The 17,717-nt window shown below is 62.3% G+C and carries 13 protein-coding genes; 3 read left to right on the plus strand and 10 right to left on the minus strand.

What is annotated here, in order from left to right; translation table 11 throughout:
• The first annotated feature begins 28 nt into the window (after window positions 1-28).
• Entirely contained in the window at window positions 29-721 is a 693-nt protein-coding gene (locus msub_RS14030) for a pseudouridine synthase (protein WP_048496583.1), read from the plus strand.
• A gap of 2 nt (window positions 722-723) precedes the next feature.
• Here msub_RS14030 and msub_RS14035 read toward each other — a convergent pair whose 3' ends face one another.
• The 3 genes from msub_RS14035 to ilvD all read right to left on the minus strand — a co-directional run bounded on the left by msub_RS14035 (window position 724) and on the right by ilvD (window position 3,950).
• Window positions 724-1,203: an asparaginase domain-containing protein gene (locus tag msub_RS14035; RefSeq protein ID WP_048496584.1), complete on the minus strand. Its 480-nt coding sequence runs from the start codon at window positions 1,201-1,203 to the stop codon at window positions 724-726.
• An 18-nt stretch (window positions 1,204-1,221) separates the two neighbouring features.
• Window positions 1,222-2,172 carry a D-alanyl-D-alanine endopeptidase gene (gene pbpG, locus msub_RS14040; RefSeq protein ID WP_082146500.1) on the minus strand — a complete coding sequence of 317 codons (951 nt, stop codon included), beginning with the start codon at window positions 2,170-2,172 and terminating at the stop codon, window positions 1,222-1,224.
• An 89-nt stretch (window positions 2,173-2,261) separates the two neighbouring features.
• Window positions 2,262-3,950: a dihydroxy-acid dehydratase gene (ilvD, locus tag msub_RS14045; RefSeq protein ID WP_048496585.1), complete on the minus strand. Its 1,689-nt coding sequence runs from the start codon at window positions 3,948-3,950 to the stop codon at window positions 2,262-2,264.
• A 170-nt stretch (window positions 3,951-4,120) separates the two neighbouring features.
• Here ilvD and msub_RS14050 point away from each other — a divergent pair, with 170 nt between their 5' ends.
• A complete protein-coding gene (locus msub_RS14050) occupies window positions 4,121-6,538 on the plus strand; it encodes a phosphoketolase family protein (protein ID WP_048496586.1) in 2,418 nt (805 codons plus the stop codon).
• On the opposite strand, the gene msub_RS14055 is transcribed toward msub_RS14050, so the two are convergent.
• Together msub_RS14055 and msub_RS14060 are read right to left on the minus strand one after the other, a co-directional pair.
• Window positions 6,519-9,245 (minus strand): cation-translocating P-type ATPase, encoded by a 2,727-nt coding sequence (locus msub_RS14055; RefSeq protein WP_082146501.1) that lies wholly within the window; start codon window positions 9,243-9,245, stop codon window positions 6,519-6,521. The two genes, msub_RS14050 and msub_RS14055, sit on opposite strands and share 20 nt — an antisense overlap.
• A 327-nt stretch (window positions 9,246-9,572) precedes the next feature.
• Window positions 9,573-10,670, minus strand: coding sequence for a DUF2156 domain-containing protein (locus msub_RS14060; RefSeq protein WP_048496587.1), 1,098 nt, complete (start codon window positions 10,668-10,670; stop codon window positions 9,573-9,575).
• A gap of 281 nt (window positions 10,671-10,951) precedes the next feature.
• On the opposite strand from msub_RS14060, the gene msub_RS14065 reads away from it, so the two are divergent.
• Entirely contained in the window at window positions 10,952-11,905 is a 954-nt protein-coding gene (locus msub_RS14065) for an alpha/beta fold hydrolase (RefSeq protein ID WP_048496588.1), read from the plus strand.
• A gap of 153 nt (window positions 11,906-12,058) precedes the next feature.
• Here the strand turns inward: msub_RS14065 and msub_RS14070 are convergent, their stop codons facing one another.
• From msub_RS14070 to msub_RS14090, 5 genes are all read right to left on the minus strand, one after another.
• A complete protein-coding gene (locus tag msub_RS14070) occupies window positions 12,059-12,670 on the minus strand; it encodes a Yip1 family protein (protein WP_048496589.1) in 612 nt (203 codons plus the stop codon).
• Window positions 12,671-12,825: 155 nt separating this feature from the next.
• Window positions 12,826-13,779: a carbohydrate kinase family protein gene (locus tag msub_RS14075; RefSeq protein ID WP_048496590.1), complete on the minus strand. Its 954-nt coding sequence runs from the start codon at window positions 13,777-13,779 to the stop codon at window positions 12,826-12,828.
• Window positions 13,780-13,811: 32 nt separating this feature from the next.
• Window positions 13,812-14,861: a LacI family DNA-binding transcriptional regulator gene (locus tag msub_RS14080; protein ID WP_048496591.1), complete on the minus strand. Its 1,050-nt coding sequence runs from the start codon at window positions 14,859-14,861 to the stop codon at window positions 13,812-13,814.
• 31 nt (window positions 14,862-14,892) lie between these two features.
• Window positions 14,893-16,029: an ABC transporter ATP-binding protein gene (locus msub_RS14085; protein ID WP_048496592.1), complete on the minus strand. Its 1,137-nt coding sequence runs from the start codon at window positions 16,027-16,029 to the stop codon at window positions 14,893-14,895.
• 70 nt (window positions 16,030-16,099) lie between these two features.
• Complete coding sequence (locus tag msub_RS14090) at window positions 16,100-17,716, minus strand: alpha-amylase family glycosyl hydrolase (RefSeq protein ID WP_048496593.1); 1,617 nt, start codon at window positions 17,714-17,716, stop codon at window positions 16,100-16,102.
• Window position 17,717 lies beyond the last annotated feature (1 nt).

A 17,717-nucleotide genomic window follows, 5' to 3' on the forward strand; every position in this document is an offset into this window, starting at 1 on the left:
CGACACCCGGCAGGATCTGCTGATTACCATGCGACTGGACCAGTTTGTTGCTACCAGCTCCGGGCTCTCCCGCAAAGAGGCCAAACGGGCGATTACCCGAGGCCGGGTCACGGTTGATGGGCAGGCCTGCACAGCCGCCAACAGGCACCTCTCCCCGGAGGCCCGTGTCGTATTGGCAGGAGAGCCCCTGGCCTTGCCGGGCGAGCGCTATCTGATGATGAACAAGCCGGCGGGTGTGGTAAGCGCGACCAGCGACAGCGATCATCCGACAGCACTCGACCTGCTGCCCGCGGAACTGACCCGCAATCTCCACATTGCCGGCCGACTGGATGCGGATACCACGGGGTTACTCTTGCTGACCACCGACGGCCAGTGGTCGCACCGGGTGACCTCGCCGCGAACCGATTGTCCCAAGACCTACCGGGTGACAGTAAGCGAACCACTGACCGCCGCCTCGGTGAAGGCACTGGAACAGGGCCTGCAACTGCACAATGATCCACGACCGACACGGCCGGCCCGGGTGCAGGTGCTGGAGGGGAGGATCATCGATCTGACGATTTCAGAGGGCCGATACCATCAGGTCAAGCGCATGCTGGCAGCGGTCGGCAACCACGTTGAGGACCTGCATCGGCTGCAGATCGGCGCGGTTGTGCTCGATCCGGATCTCGAGCCGGGGGGCTACCGCGAACTGACCGATGCCGAGAGAGACAGTCTGGGCTGAGCTCAGGTGCGCTCAAAGCGCTGGGCATGCAGATTCTTCCGGACCGCGCCGGCTTCGAACACTTCCCCATTCATGACAATGTAGACACCGGGCGGCAACAGTTGCACCGCGGCCCAGGCAAAACCGACATTGAACACCGCATCGGTCCGGCGCATGCGGGCCGGCTGCATGGCGCCGGTCAGCACAATGGTCTTGTCACTGAGGCCAGCCAGTACCGCGGCGGTATCGGCCATGGTGTCGGTGCCATGGGTAATGACAATGCGGGCACAGTCGCACTCCCTGGCTGCTTGCAACACCAGCTGGCGATCCGAATCCGTCATTTCCAGGCTGTCCTTGCGCAGCAGTTCCCGCAGCCGGTAACCCTCATGAATGTTGGATTCCGACAGCAGCTCCGGCAGCAGGCTGTGGCCCACCTCGAATTCGCTGTTGGCATCGAAGTACACCTTGTCGATGGTGCCGCCGGTGGTGAAGATCTGGATCATGCGGTGATTCCTCGAAGATCAGTTCACACTGACCGTGTTGTTGCCAGCGGTCGCATAGGCCGCGTTTTTCTGCTGCTCGTACCGACGGGCGGCAGCAGCCACCGAGCCGCGGGCACCGGTGTCCAGCCAGCGTTTGATCCGGCCGGCATCGCCCAGGGGTGACAGAGTTCCGAGGGAATCCAGCAGCACCGTGATTACCCGCTTGCCGTTCATCTGCGAAATCATCACCAGACACCGCCCGGCTTCCGAAAGATAGCCGGTTTTGCTGAGGGACACGCCCCAGCTGTCCCGGTGCACCAGGGCGTTGGTGTTGCCGAATGACAGGCTGTAACGGGGATTCCGGAATCTGGCCCGGAAATAGTCAGTCGTGGTGTACTCATGGATCTCAGGGTAAGCCGCTGCCGCATTCACCAGCCTGACCAGGTCGGACGCAGTGGACACGTTGTTGGCTGACAGCCCGGTCGGATCCACGAAATGGGTACCAACCATGCCCAGTTCCCGGGCCTTGGCATTCATCGCGTCAATAAACGCATCAAATCCGCCCGGGTGACTGCGCGCCAGGGTGTACGCAGCAAAGTTTTCCGACGACATCAATGCGATCCGCATGACATCGGCGCGGCGCATCTCTGAATCAATGCGGATCCGGCTGTAGGCGTTGGCCGCCGCCGGCGTGTGGCGCTTCCGGAAGGTCAGCCATTCATCCAGGGACTGGCCGGACTCCAGTACCACCAGGGCGGTCATCAGTTTAGTGATCGAGGCAATGGGCACCGAGCGATTGGCATTCTTGCCGAAAATCAGCTCGTCTTCCCCGGCAACCGCCACCGCGGCATTCACCGAGGCGAGGTTGGGCCCGGCCTTGCCGGATGAGTTTGCTTCCTTTGAGGAATCCGTCTGCTGATGGGCCTGCAGGTTCCAGGACGCCAACGCCAGCAAAACCACCCAGAAAACCGCCATGCTCCGGTTACGCATGCGTCAAAACCTCTTCTCTTGTTATCTTTCCCGGCAGAAACTGCCGCACCAGCGCGAAATTGTACCAGCGATCCGGCCCGGCCAGCGGATCATGGCAGATCGGTAATGGCGCCTCTGGACGCCGAACTCACCGTGCGCGCGTACTTGGCCAGGACACCCCGGGTGAATCGTGGTGGCGGCGCCTGCCATCTCTGGCGCCGTTGCTCCAGTTGGTCATCCGGAACATCCAGTTCGATCCGGTTGCTGACGGCATCAATGGTAATGGTGTCGCCGTCCTCCACCAGCGCGATGGGACCGCCTTCGGCCGCTTCCGGGGTGATATGGCCAACCACAAAGCCGTGGCTGCCACCAGAAAAACGGCCATCGGTGATCAGCGCCACGTCATTGCCCAGCCCCTTGCCCATGATCGCCGACGTCGGGCTGAGCATTTCCCGCATGCCGGGACCGCCCCTGGGGCCTTCATAGCGAATAACCAGCACATCACCGGCCACCACGGTGCCATCCAGAATCCGCTCCTGGGCCTCCTCCTCGGAATGGAACACCCGGGCCCGGCCGGTAAAGTGGGTGCCTTCCTTGCCGGTGATCTTGGCCACCGCCCCGGTGGGCGCCAGGTTGCCGAACAGGATGCGCAGATGGCTGTCCGCCTTGATGGGGTTATCGAAGGCATGAATGATGTCCTGCCCCGCCGGGTAAGGTGCCACATCGGCCAGATTCTCCGCCAGGGTCTGGCCAGTCACCGTCAGGCAGTCGCCATGCAGCAGGCCGCGATCCAGCAGCATTTTCATCAGCGGCTGGATACCGCCAATGGCCACCAGCTCCGACATCATGTAATGCCCGCTGGGGCGGAGATCCGCCAGTACCGGCACCCGCTTGCCAATCTCGACGAAGTCCTCAAGCTCCAGATCCACGCCCACCGTACTGGCCATGGCCAGCAGATGCAGAACCGCATTGGTGGAGCCGCCCAGGGCGATGATCACGGTGATGGCATTCTCGAAGGCCTCCCGGGTCATGATGTCACTGGGCTTGATGTCCTTCTCCAGAAGGTTCAGCACCGCCGCCCCGGCACCACGGCAATCCGCCGCCTTGGTATCGGACACCGCATTCTGTGCCGAACTGCCCGGCAGGCTCATGCCCATGGCCTCGATGGCCGACGCCATGGTATTGGCCGTGTACATGCCGCCACAGGATCCCGGCCCGGGAATCGCGGTTTCCTCGATCTGTTTCACCTCGATCAGATCCAGGTCACCCCGGGCGTGGGCGCCAACGGCCTCGAATACCGAGATGATATCGGTATGGTTCTCGCCCGGCATGATGGTGCCGCCATAGACGAACACCGACGGCCGGTTCAGGCGCGCCAGACCCATCATGCAGCCGGGCATGTTCTTGTCACAGCCCCCGATGGCCACCAGGCCATCGAAACCCTCGCAACCGGCCACGGTTTCAATGGAGTCGGCGATGACCTCCCGGGACACCAGGGAATACTTCATGCCCTCGGTACCGTTGGCGATACCATCCGATACCGTGATGGTATTGAAGATCAGCGACTTGCCTCCTGCCTCATCGGCGCCGGCGGCGGACTCCTCGGCCAGCTGGTTGATGTGCATATTGCAGGGCGTGAGGTTACTCCAGGTAGACGCAATACCGATCTGGGGCTTCTGGAAATCCGCATCGGTAAACCCCACCGCCCGCAGCATGGCTCGACTGGCGGATTTACCAATGCCGTCCACCACCGGCGAAGAATATTTCCGGCGTTTGTCCTGATTCGTGTCTTGCGTCATGGGAGTCTCCTTTTCAAATGCTCTATCCGATCAGACTCTCAGAAACCATGGCATTCGGCAACGGGCAGTCCACTTCCCAAGACAGATGCTGTTCCGACTGACCTGCATCAATGGCCGCTCTCAGAGGCAGTTTTACAATCCTCTGACACTCTGGCGCCATGGAGGCCCCCATGCCATCACCCATTCCATCAGTAACGGCAGATAACACCGCTTCGGACTGCCCGGATTACCGGCGCTGGTGCGAGGGTTATGGCGTTGTCCACCATGGTGAAGCGACCAGACAGCGGGCACAGGTTCTGGCAGAGCAACTGGTAGCCTGCGGGCTCCAGCCGGATACGGCTGCGGTCTATCGCCAGCTCGCCGACCTTGACCGGCTGGCCAGTGCCGGGCTGTGGCTGGTGGTCCACATGACCTATGCGCGGCGGGTGGATGTCGCCGGGCAGCCACTGGCGTCCCAGGATTTCAAAACCAGCCCGGAAGGCCATACCGGCGGTGCCCTGAACATGGTGCCGGCCTATGCGGCCTACCTGGCACTGAATAATCTCACCAAGCGCACCCGAAGCTGGTTGATGGGCCAGGGGCACTGCGTGGCGGCGGTGGATGCCCTGAACGTACTTACCGGCAACCTGCATCCGGAACAGAAGCAGCGCTATCAAGGCCCGGACGGGCTCTCCGCACTGGTGGCCGATTTTTACAGTTACCGGCAGAACCCGGACGGAACCATGGCCGCGCCCCTGGGCAGCCATGTCAATTCGCACACCGCCGGCGGCATCCTGAAAGGCGGCTACCTGGGTTTCGCCGAGCTCCAGTACGCCCATATGCCACTGCCCGGCGAGTCGCTGGTGGCGTTTCTGTCTGACGGTGCTGCCGAGGAACAGCGCGGCAGCGACTGGATACCCCGCTGGTGGCGGGCCGAGGACTGTGGTGCGGTGATGCCGGTGATGATTGCCAACGGCCGCCGCATCGAACAGCGCACCGAACTGGGCACCCGGGCCGGCCTTGAACGCTTTGAGGCGCACCTGGAGCACCGGGGGTTCGTGCCCTTCCGGTTTGATGGCCGGGACCCGGCGGCGTTTGTCTGCGCCATCCATGAGATGGAGCGGGCACTGGCCGCCAATGGCGAGGCAGCCCTCAGAGGCGATGGTGGCTACCCGATACGGGTGCCCTATGGCATTGCCGAGACGGTCAAGGGCTACGGATTTTACGGCGCCGGTAGCAACGCCGCCCACAACCTGCCACTTCCGGGCAACCCCCGCATGGATGCCCGCGCCCGGGAGCTGTTCAATGAGCATGTGGCCCGTTTATGGGTCGCCCCGGATGAACTTCAGCACTGCATGGCCCGGCTGAATCAGCACCTGCAGCAGGCCCGCCCGCTGGAGCGGGATCACCCTCTGGCAACCCGGAATCCGCCGGACCCGGTGATTCCCAAACTGCCCGCCAACGCGGACCGGACCTCGCCGATGAAGGCGGTGGACGACTTTTTTCGGGCGCTGGTGGCCGAGAACCCCGGCCTCAGGGCAAGGGTGGGCAATCCGGACGAGCTGGCGAGCAACCGGCTTGGCGGGGTGCTGGAGGTCCTGAAACACCGGGTCACCGATCCGGAAAATGATCAGGAATCTGTCAATGGCAGGATCATCACCGCGCTCAACGAGGAAGCGGTGGTGTCCGCCTGCCTGGCTAACAAGGCCGGTCTGAATCTGGTGGCCAGTTACGAGGCCTTCTGCGTGAAGATGCTCGGCGCCGTCCGCCAGGAGCTGATCTTTGCCCGACACCAGAAAGAGGTTGGCCGGCCCCCGCGCTGGCTTGGCCTGCCCGTGGTTGCCACCTCTCACACCTGGGAAAACGGCAAGAACGAACAGTCCCATCAGGACACCACCTTCTGCGAGAGCCTGCTGGCGGAGATGAACGATGTCTCCCGGGTGCTGTTTCCCGCCGACTACAACAGTACCCTCGCCTCGCTGCCGTCGGTGTTCAGCGAGCGGGGAAAGATAACCTGCATGGTGATCCCCAAGCGCGACAGGCCCTGTGTGTTTGATACCCGGGAAGCCGAGCAGCTGGCCCGGCATGGCGCCCTGGTGGTGGACGAAGACACCTCGGCCGGCGAACCACTGCTGCTGATGGCCAATGGCGCCTACCAGCTGTCTGAGGCTATCCGTGCCTGCGAGCGCCTCCGGGAAACCGGCACACCCTTCCGGCTGGTCTACATCCAGGAACCCGGACGATTCCGCCAGCCGAGAGACGCCATGGAGGCCGACACCTGCCTGTCTGAATTTGAACGCGAGCGGCTGCTCCCCCATCGCATTCACCACCGGGTCGCCCTCACCCACATGCGCCCGGAAGTGTTCCGCGGGCACCTGTATCCACTGTTCCCCGTGCCGTCGCGGGCCCGGGTTCTCGGCTACATCAACCGGGGCGGTACGCTCAATGAGGCGGGCATGCTGTTCGCCAACGGCTGCTCCTGGGCCCATGCCCTGGCCGCCTGCGCCAGCGTCATGGACAAGCCGCCCGGCGAGTGGCTGTCCAGTGCCGAACTGGCAGCGGTGGAAGGCCGGGGCGACCCGGCTGTGGTTACCCGGGGTCTGCCCTGAGCAGGCGCTTTCTCAGTGCGGTCTCGATTTCCAGAATGACCAGAAGCACTATGCCGGCGCCGACCGCAAAGGCAAGCATGCCGGGGCTCAGCGCCGCGCTGCCAAAGGTCGTGTTGAACCAGGGCAGGTAGGTAAACAAAAGCTGCAGCAGGACAACGGCGGCCACCGCCAGCAACACAACCGGAGTACCCAGCACACCGCGCAGCGTGATTGATGCACTGTCGAGGAACCGGACCGCAAACAGATAAAACATCTCCATCGCCACCAGGGTGTTGACCGCCAGGGTCCGGGCCGTGGATTCACTGTCGTCGTGATGCATGGCCCAGTACCAGGCGGCGAAAATGCCGGCCAGAAACAACAGCGAGACAAAGGCAACCCGCCAGATCACAAAGCCCCGAAGCAGGGATTCATTGCGGACCCGCGGGGGATGCTTCATGACATCCGGCTCTGCCGGCTCGAACGCCAGGGTCATGGCCAGGACCACCGAGCTCACCATGTTGACCCAGAGAATCTGCAGGGCGGAAATCGGCAGGGTCAGGCCCAGCAGCAAGGCCGTGATCAGGCTGATGGATTCACCGCCATTGATCGGCAGCATGAAGGCAATGGCTTTTTTCAGGTTGGTGTAAACGGTGCGGCCCTCGCGCACGGCGGCAGCGATGCTGGCAAAGTTGTCATCCAGCAAGACCACGGAAGACGCCTCCCGGGCTGCTTCCGAGCCCTTGCCCCCCATGGCGATGCCCACATCCGCCCGCTTCAGCGCCGGCGCATCGTTCACGCCATCACCGGTCATGGCCACCACACCATGCTGGGCCTGGAGCGCTTTTACCAGCCGGAGCTTGTGCTCCGGACTGGTTCGGGCGAAGACATCCACCTCGCCGACCAGTTCACGGAGCTGGTCATCGTCGAGCCGGTCCAGTTCCTTGCCGGTCAGCACCCGTGCGGTATTTTTCAGGCCCAGCTTGCTGGCGATCGCACCGGCCGTTATGCCGTGGTCGCCGGTAATCATCTTGACCCGGATCCCGGCATCGTGGCAGTCGGCAATGGCCCGGATCGCCTCCTGCCGGGGTGGGTCCAGCAACCCGACCAGGCCCAGCAGCTCCGCGCCCTCCGCCAGATCTTCAATGGCCAGTTCCGTTACTCCCCGTGCTGCCGGTTTCCGGGCCAGGGCCAGTACCCGCAGCCCCTCGGAGGCCATTTCGGTGATGACCTGATCCCAGAAGGCCCGGTTCAGGGCCACGACCTCGCCGGCGCCGGTTACCTCGCCGGCACACATGGCAAAAATCCGTTCCGGGGCCCCTTTGAGGTAAATAGCGCTGTGGCCATGGTGATCGTGATTCAGTGTGGCCATGAAGCGACTCTGGGTATCGAAGGGAATTTCATCCTTCCGGGGCCAGGCAGCAGCGCTGCCATCCACATCAAACCCTGCCTTGCGGGCAAATACCGACAGCGCCGCTTCCATGGGATCGCCATTGATACGAACCCGGCCGGACTCGTGGTGCACCTGTGCGTCGTTACAAAGCGCGGCGGCGCGGGCCAGTTCGTCGAGCAGTACAGACTCGGCTGGCTGGCCGTTGTCGCCGTTCACCGCGCCATCAACGTCATAACCTTCGCCGGTTACCGCCAGCCGGGCGCCCGACAGCACCGCCCGGGTGACCATCATTTCATTACGGGTCAGGGTGCCGGTTTTGTCCGAACAGATGACCGACACCGCACCAAGGGTTTCGATTACCGGCATGCGCCGGACCACTGCCTTGCGACGGGCCATCTGGCGCACGCCAATGGCCAGGGTGATGGTAAGGATCGCGGGCAACCCTTCGGGAATAGCCGAGACAGTCAGCCCGACGACCGCCATAAACAATTCCCGGAACGGCAGGCCACTGAACGCCAGCCCGCCAAAAAAAATCGCAACGCCGGTGAGAATAACGACGATGGACAGCCCCCGGGTGAACCTGTCCATCTGCTCCAGCAGCGGCGTTTTCAGGGTTGTGGTCTGGGCAAGCAGGCCGGATATGCGGCCAATTTCGGTATCGGCCCCGGTACGAACCACGATGCCCCGACCGGTGCCGGTGGCAACCATGGTGCCGGAGAAGGCCATTCCGTCCTGGTCCCCCAGGGCCGCATCCTCCGCAACGGTCTCGATCGATTTTTCGACGGTCTCGGATTCGCCGGTGAGGATGGATTCGTCAATTTTCAGGTTGTGGGATTTTTCCAGACGCAGATCGGCGGGCACCCGGTCGCCGGGTTCCAGGAGAACGGTATCGCCGGGAACCAGGTTCGCGGCATCGATCTGATGCTGACCGTCGGCCCTCACCACCCGGGCCTTGGGCGCGAGCATATGGCGAATCGCCGACAGGGCCTCTTCGGCCTTGCCCTCCTGGATGAACCCCACCACGGTCTGTACCACAACAACCGCCGTAATCACCCCGGCGTCCATCCAGTGGCCGAGGCTGGCGGTAATCACCGCCGCTGTTGCCAGTACGTAGATCAGGAAATTCCGCAGTTGCCGACCCAGCCTGGCCCAAGGGGTCCGGGCGTGCGCTTCGGCCAGCGCATTGCGGCCATGCCGGGCCAGCCGGCGTTCGGCTTCCTCTGCAGGCAGCGGGCCCGCTGCCTCAAGCCGTTCCCTGACAGCCATCGGCTCAAGCCGGTGCCAGGTAATGTCCTGGCGATCCGACTCGCCGTTTTTCCGTTCTTCGGGCTCCGCCATACCGTCATTCCTCCCTGTCCCTGCGGTAGCACCATTAGACCCCGGAATGCCTCCGGCATGGCTTGCCTTGCATCAAGGACTCAACCGCTAATCCCTCGGCAAGCGTTCCCCGCAAATCGGGATAGGGGTAACCAATAGGTTCCGCACCGGGCGGTTCGAGAAGTTGAGGTATCACGAGAGTCGAGGCACACCCAACCGATTGAAGTAGGCAATGGTTAGCACATTATGGAGCGCAGAGCGACTGTTGTGCAGGCGGGCAATATTGCTGCCGAAACAGGCCACGATGACCCGGCCCGATAGCACGGCGGTCAGCGAACCGGAAGCCGGTCAGGGGGTTTCGGTCGCCGGCAACGGCTTACCGGCGATGGGTTCCCGGCCGCTGCGGACCAGCGGCGGCTGTCCGACAATGCCGGTGCCCCGAAGGATCGTCCAGGCCACCGTCAGCACCGAGGTGTCCTTTACCGCCATGTACCAGGTCGCTTCGTCACCGCGGTAACGGGATTTGTGATAACTCAGTGTCTTGAAGGCATAAAACCGGTTGCCACGGGCATACAGCAACTGACAGATGCGGCGGATCAACGGCTGGTCACCCGCCCGGGGACGGACGTTATACAGGGGTGAAATACCCAGCGACATGCGCTCCACACCCTCTCGACGAAATCGCGCCATGGCTTCAATCACAATGTAATCAAGCAGGCCACTGGGGCTGTTGTCCATGTCCTGGCGCAAGACGTTGGCGGTGTAGCCGACGATGCGGCCGTGTTTGAAGTAGGGGTCGAAAAACACATAGCCCAGTAGTCGCTCTCCCTGATAGCAGTAGAACTTCCGCACGCCCCATTCGTCGCTGAATACGGGGGGCCGAGTCAGCAATCGCAGCTCATGCTGCTTGACCGCCTTGTGCTGCCGCCAGTCTTCGGAGAGTCGTCGGGCATCGGCCTGGTTGACCTCAGCGGCCGTCTGCTCCACGACCCGCAGATTGTGCCGGCTGCCGAGATTGGCCGCATGTCGTAGCTGCTTCTTGCGCTTGCCCGCCAGACTGAACTCCGGCACCGACACCGAAAATTCGGCGCCCATCTCATTGACCGTGTAGCCCAGCGCGGCCAGTTCCCGCGCCACCCTGTCATCGATACCGGTGAACACAACCCGCCCCGGGACCCGCTGGAAAAGCGCTTTCAGCAGCCAGCTGAGAGCCTGGTCCGCACACACCGGATTGACAAACACCAGGTTAACGCGGCCAAGCAACGTTTTTACCGGGGCATAGGCCACAAAGCCGACACCGTCCACGCCGAAGCGCCGGACATCATCCTGCAGAGCGAAATAGGCGCTGGATTGCCGACCAAATTTGGCCATCAATTCGCGGCTGTGACTTTCGCCCAGATGATCGCGGTAGCGGATGGCAGCGCCTGAAGGCAGTGCGCTGGTCATGGTGGATACTCCTGTCAGGGTTCAGTGCCGGATTGTTGTTATGCCCTGGATTCGCGGGTACAACGGACCGCCGTTACACTCGTATGCGTTAAGGTTACGCACTGTTACAGAAAGCAGTAGTGGCAAACGTACAAAATGTGAACAGGCGCTAACACGCTCGCCGGGTTCCATGAAACCCATCACAATTTCCGCCCAAGCACCTGATTAAACTAGGAAACTCGAATGTCGAACAATCCTATGTAAAGGTTGAGGCGCGTCCAGCTTTAGGTCAGGATAAGGACATGACCTATTCCCCCTCTCCCAGCCACGACCTCTGCACCCTCGTCCTCGAAGACGGCAGGCGGCTGGCATACAGCGATTACGGTGCACCCTCGGGCTATCCGGTTATCTTCGCCCACGGCATGCCCGGGTCACGTCTGGAAGGGCGGTTTTTCGATGAGCAGGCCCGGGCCGCCGGCTTCCGTATCCTGGCACTGGATCGCCCCGGAATTGGCGCGTCGAACTATCAACCAGACCGGCGCCTACTGGATTACAGCGACGACGTCGGGCAATTCGCCGACCAGCTGGAACTTGCCTCCTTCGTGCACATGGGCTGGTCCAGCGGCGGTTCCCGCACCCTCGCCTGCGCGTACAGCCTGGGAGACCGGATCAGCCAGGCCGTCGTCCTGTCCGGCTATACCCATTTTGCCGAACTTCCCGACAGCCATACCCTGCTGTTGAAAACACGCTGGCCGGGGCCGGTACTGGCTGAGCTGAGCACGCCACTGTTTCGGGCCGTAGTTGATGTGGTGGTCTGGATTTCCCGCCGGCGACCCGGCATTTATTTGCGCAAGGCGCGCTCAATGGTCAGCGAACAGGACCGGCAACTGCTGGAGGATGAGACACTGCGGCACTATTTTCGGGAGGACCAGATTGCCTGCCTGGACAGTGGCGGTCGGGCAATTGCCACGGACCTGCTGACCGAAATGACGGACTGGGGATTCCGACTTGCGCAGGTACCGGTACCGACGCTGATTTATCAGGGCCAGCAGGACCCGTTTGTGCCGGAACGCTTCGCCCACCACATGGCCGAACACATCACCGGGGCCGACCTCAACCTGCTGCCGGAGTCCGGCCATCTGTACCCGCTGGATCCGGGGTTTCAGGCAGGTCTGTTCCATCGACTTCAGGACATACTCGGCCTTGAGGCCCCGAACGGCACCCGGACCCGGGCCAACGAAGCGAACCCGGTTTAATCCGGACGGGTAAATGTTCGGGATAGGGGGGCAACCAATAGGATCCGCACCGGGCGGTTCGAATGGTGCGAACATTATGGATGGCAGAGCGACCGTTGTGCCATCAGCGACGGCTCAGCGCCGCCACCGATTGAGCCAGACGGGACATCATGTCTAGCCGCTGATAAACACCGGCCCTACACCGAAGTTCCAGAGGATGACGGAGCCAACCCGGGTGGAGACCAGGATCACCAGGGCAACGGTGAGCAACGCACCGACGTACATCACCGCCCGCTCCTTCTCGATCCCCATGACGATCGGCAACCCGTCGTACATCAGCCAGGCGCCGTAACAGACGGCAACAAGGAAGACGATGGCGTTGAACCAGGGTACCGGGTATAGCAGGGCAAATCCGGCCAGGAACAGGGGAGTACAGGAATAGGCTGCCAGGGCAATGCCGTTGGCCGGCACATGCTCTTCTTTGGCACCGTAGGTTCTCGCCATCCAGTTGATGGCGTAGCCGAGGGCAAAGACACCGACCAGCATCGCAAGGTAGGTCAGCACACTGAGTTGCAGTGCACTGATTTCGGTCAGCTTGATCAACCGCTCGTTGCCGACTGTCCAGCCAAAGTAGGCGGTGGAGATATACGCACAGACTGGTGCGATGGCTGCCAGGACAAGGACATAGGCGACATACAGTCGGCGCGGTGTTTCATGTTCTTTTCGAATGGAAGCCCATTCTTCATCAGGATGAGTGAAGAGACCGAAAGCATGTGACAGGAGCATGGACAACCCCCTTTCTTTGCTGTTGTTGGTATTTTGAAGTACGGAATCCGGGCACCGTCAGATCAGCAACCGCTTCCTGTTCTTAACTATAGTCAAGAACCACCACTGCGAAAGAAAAATTGACCAGAATCTGGCCAGACCTGATGTCGACTGGATCACAGTGCTTGCAGATCAGCCATATCGGGTAACGCATCAAACGCGCCGAACCGGGTTGCGGCAACGGCGCCACACCGGCTTGCGAACGTCAGCGTCGACTCCAGATTCCCGGTCTGATCAAGCCACGCACCAAACTGATCCTTGCTCACTCTCTCCGCCGCCAACCGGTAGAGCAAACCGGCTACGCAGGCATCGCCAGCGGCGGTCGTATCCACGGCCTGCACCGCCGGAGGCGTAATCTGGCGCAGTCGCTCGCCTGCCCAGGCCTGGAGGGTATTGGGGCCATCGGAAACCAGCACCAGTGAAACACCCCTGGCCCGGAGTTCGCGGGCCAACTCATCGCCCCGGTTGCCGAAGAGCGCGGTCAGTTCCTCCCGGCTGAATTTCACCAGATCGGCCTCCACGGCCATGGCGCGGATCAGCTCCGGCGCCACCCTCCGGTCCGGCCACAATGATTCCCGGTAATTGACATCAAAACTGACCAGGCAGCCGGCCTTTCGGGCCCTTCTGACCAGCTCACGGGTTACCTCCAGGATTGCCGGCTCGGTGAGCGTGTTGGAGCAGAAGTGAAAAATCGGTTGCCCGGACAGCGCCGCGTCTGGCAACTGGGCTGACTGATACAGCAAGTCTGCCGTGGCCGTGCGATAGAAGGAGAAGCTGCGCTCTCCCGAGTCATCCAGGCCAACCAAGGCCATGGCTGTATTGGCATTCGGTGTCTGAACAAGCAGGGAAGTATCGACACCGAACCCGGACAGCGCAGCGACAATCTGGTTGCCGAACAGATCAGCACCGATCTGGCCGGCAAACCGGGATTGTCCGCCGAGCCGGGCGACACCGACCGCCACATTGGCCGGCGCGCCCCCGGGTTGGGGAACAAACCGGGTGTATCCGTCGACCCGCTCACCGCGCATGTCGATCAGTGCTTCACCGAAGCAGAGTACGTCAAAGTTCATGTTGTCGGGCTCTTTCAGGGTTTGGCCGTGGCTCAGGGGCAGCTTTCGCGCACCAGCAGGCAGGTTGGTAACAGCACGTTGGCGTCTTCCTGTTCACCCAGGAAAATCCGGGCCGCAATACGTCCTTTTTCCGCGCTCTGCTGGTAGACCGTGGTCAGCGACGGGTGAAGATTGGCGCCCTCGGGGATGCCGTCAAAACCGACAATCCGCACGTCCTCGGGCACTCTCAGCCCCATCTGCAATGCCGCCTGAATGGCGGCGAGGGCAATCCGGTCACTCATGCACAGCAGCAGATCCGGGCGGGGATTGCTGGTCAGCGCTTCCCGGGCTGCCTGGTAGGCGTCCTGATGGGTGTTGGTGGGCGTTGACCAGATACGTTCGGCGGGCACGCGGTAACCGGCCGCCTCCAGGGCATCGGTGTAACCGTGCAGGCGGCGCACGGAAATGGCCCGGGCTTCGTTGAACAGTTCCCGGTCGCGAATCCGGCAGACCCGGTCCGTGTCCACCAGGCGCAGGCCAAGTATGGCGACGTTTTCCGGCGGTTGGCGAAGCGCATGTTCGGCACTTCGGCTCGCACCCTCGTAGTTGTCGATGTTGACCCAGGTGCAGCCCTCCAGATCAAAATCCACCGCCACCATGGGCTTGCCATGTTGCAGCAGCCGCTCGTAGGTCCGGCCCTTCTTCAGCCAGCCATACACGATAAAGCCGTCCACCATGGACTCCTGCAGCCGGCTGCGATGTTCGTCATCATCCCGGCTTGAGAGCAGTAGCATGTTCATGTGCCGTCGATCCAGCACCTCCGCCAGGCCATGCAGGAACTCACTGGCAACCGGGTCGGTCAGGCTGTAGGCCAGATTGTCCGCCAGCATTACCCCGACGTTGCCTGTTCGGCCGGTGCGCAGGCTGCGGGCGGCGGCGTTGGGGCCCATGTAGCCCAGGCGTTTGCACTCCTCGAGAATCCAGCGGCGCCGGGCGTCAGACAGCTGGTCCGGCCGGTTGAAGGCGTTGGAGATGGTGGCGGTAGAGACATTCAGCTTCTCCGCCATCAACTTGACTGTCAGACGTCTGGACCTGTCGGTCATGGGTGTTTCTCCCGCCCGTTTTCCCGGGGTTTCATTGCGTCGCGGCACTCACCGGCCCGGCCGCTTCCGCCGCTGCCTTGAGCGGCCCCAGCGCCTGCCCGCTGCGATCGAACACATGGACCAGTTCGGGGCTCGTGGCCAGTGCCACCCGCTGCCCGGTCTGAATCTCGCAGGGCACCGGCTGGCGCACAACCATCAACTCGTCCATCCCGGGCAGTTCCACATAAACGTAGGCTTCATTGCCAAGATACTCCACGTTGACCACTTCCAGGCCATGCTCCGGCCCCGACAGCGCCAGGCTGAAATGCTCCGGGCGGACACCAACGGTCACCGGGTCGCCGGCGTTCAGGGCCGAGGTGTCCCGGTTAACGATAATGTCGCCGAGGCCCGGAACGTCAATTGCGGTGGTGGCACCGCCGGTCTGGCCCGCCACCCTGCCCGGCATCAGGTTCATCTTGGGGGAACCGATAAATCCGGCCACGAACAGGCTGGCCGGTGTCTCGTAGAGCTCGAACGGGGAGCCGACCTGTTCGATGTTGCCACCATTGAGTACCACAATCTTGTCCGCCAGGGTCATGGCCTCCACCTGATCGTGAGTCACATAGATCATGGTGGACTGCAGACGGTCGTGGAGCTTGGCGATTTCGGTACGCATCTGCACCCGCAGGCTGGCATCCAGATTGGATAGCGGCTCGTCGAACAGCATGATCTTCGGTTCCCGGGCCATGGCCCGGCCAATGGCGACCCGCTGGCGCTGGCCACCGGAGAGCTCGCGGGGCTTGCGGTCCAGCAGTTTTTCCAGTTGCAGGACTTCGGCGGTCTTCTCCACCCACTCCCGGATTCTGCTCTTGTTGGCCTTGCCCAGCTTGAGACCGAAGGCGATGTTCTCATAGACCGACATATGCGGATACAGGGCATAGGACTGGAACACCATACCGACACCCCGCTCCTTGGGAGACAGGTCGGTGACCACCTCACCATCAATCTCGATGTCCCCGCCCGTGGGGTCTTCCAGCCCGGCAATCAGCCGGAGCATGGTTGATTTACCGCAGCCCGACGGGCCGACAAAGACCACGAATTCGCCGTCTTCGATGCGCAGGTTCACGCACGGCAGTATTTCAATCTGCCCAAAGGTCTTGTTGATATTTTTCAGTTCCACACGTGCCATGGTGGAGACTCCTCTGTTGATCGCCCGGTCGGTTCCGGGCGCTCCGCTTTTATGAGAGCTCTGCAGAGTTTTACAACTCGGCAAAGAGGGCCTGGTAGGGCGGCAGCACCAGATCACCGCCATCGATGTAACCGGAGAAACCCGGCTCGGTAGTAACCCGGCTGATCTCGCAGGGTACCTGCGTACGGACTTCCCGGCCGGTCACATTCAGTGCCACCAGCAGGGACTGACCCTCTGACCGACGAATCCAGCAGAGCGCATCGGCGGTGTTTTCGATCAGCTCGAGCTCTCCGCTGACCAGTGCCGGTTGCTTCTGACGCCAGCGGATCAGGCGCCGGACGCTGTTCAGGGTGGAGGCCGGGTCATCGTCCTGGGTCTGCACCGACAGCTCCAGGTGGTGCCGGTCCACCGGCAACCAGGGGGTGCCATTGGTGAACCCGCCATGGGTGCCCGGAGTCCAGGGCATGGGGGTACGACACCCGTCACGGCCCTTGAACTCGGGCCAGAACTCGATGCCGTAGGGGTCCTGCAGTGCCTCGAACGGCACCCATGCCTCCGGCAGCCCCAGTTCCTCACCCTGGTACATCGAGACACTGCCACGGAGGCTGAGCAGCAACGCCATCAAGACCCGGGCGTAGGCATCGGGATCCTGCACGCCAGCACCCCAGCGGCTCACCACCCGCACCACATCGTGATTGCTCAGGGCCCAGCACGGCCAGCCATCGCCCAGCCCCTGCTGGAACTTCCGTACCACATCCCGGACCCACTCGGGGCCATGCTGGTCGGAAAGCAGGTCAAAGGAATAGGCCATGTGCAGGCGGTTGCGGCCCCGGGTGTACTCGGCCATTCGCTCCAGTGGCCTGTCGTCTCCGATCTCGCCCACCAGGGTGGTTTCCGGGAACTCGTCCATCAGCCCGCGCAGGTCCTCCAGGAACGCCAGGTTTTCCGGCTGGCTGAGATCGTACACGTGGCGCTGATAGGTGTAGGGGTTGACGCCGTTGGCCACGAAGGTCTTGTTCTCGCCCGCCGGTACCGCCGGGTTATTCTCCAGCCCCTGGCTGTGGTAGTAGAAATTCACCGTGTCGAGGCGGAAGCCATCGGCACCCAGCTCCAGCCAGAACCGCATGTTATCGAGCTGGGCCCGGCGCACCTCCGGGTTGTGGAAGTTCAGGTCCGGCTGGCTGGCCAGGAAGTTGTGCAGGTAATACTGGCCCCGGCGACTGTCCCAGGCCCAGGCGCTGCCGCCGAAAATCGACAGCCAGTTGTTGGGGGGCGTGCCGTCGGGCTTCGGGTCGGCCCAGACGAACCAGTCGGCCCTGGGATTGTCCCGGCTCGAACGGCTTTCCTCGAACCAGGGATGATTTTCTGCGGTGTGACTGAGCACCTGATCAATGATCACTTTCAGGCCCAGGCGATGGGCTTCGGCCACCAGGGCCCGGTAGTCGTCCATGGTGCCGAAGATCGGATCCACGCCCCTGTAGTCCGACACGTCGTAGCCGAAATCCTTCATGGGCGAGGTGAAAAACGGCGACAGCCAGATGGCATCCACACCCAGAGAGGCAACATAGGGCAGCTTTTGGGTAACGCCCTTCAGGTCACCGATACCATCCCCGTTGCTGTCGAGAAAGCTTCGGGGATAGATCTGGTAGATAATGCCACCTTTCCACCAGGGCTGTGACTGGGTCATA

Source organism: Marinobacter subterrani (genome assembly GCF_001045555.1).
GTDB classification, from domain to species: Bacteria; Pseudomonadota; Gammaproteobacteria; order Pseudomonadales; family Oleiphilaceae; genus Marinobacter; species Marinobacter subterrani.